This window comes from Neisseria sp. P0014.S002 (assembly GCF_051958295.1).
Lineage (GTDB): Bacteria > Pseudomonadota > Gammaproteobacteria > Burkholderiales > Neisseriaceae > Neisseria > Neisseria flavescens_B.
Genome location: NZ_JBQCVO010000135.1, coordinates 1 through 233, shown reverse-complemented (window position 1 = coordinate 233; position 233 = coordinate 1). Strand labels below are relative to the sequence as shown.

Here is a 233-nt window from a genome sequence, read left to right as displayed (position 1 = left end):
GAAGCCCGCAACAGCCAAACCGACCGCAGCGAAACCTTCACCTTCGACCCCGCCCACAACATCCTTTCCGACAAAGCTGCCGAAGGGAAGGGCGGTAACCCAGTCAGCGGCAACCGCCTCAAAGAATACAACGGCATCGAATACACCTACGACGCCTTGGGCAACCTGATCTACCGCCAGCTGCCCGATGGCGAAAACCAATATTACCAATACGATCTCGAAAACCAACTCGT

1 pseudogene is annotated in these 233 nt (G+C 55.8%); it reads left to right on the top strand.

The features are described 5' to 3' along the window. Positions 1–60 precede the first annotated feature (60 nt). A pseudogene (locus ACTHSX_RS10890) lies at positions 61–233 on the top strand (type IV secretion protein Rhs); the annotation flags it as partial.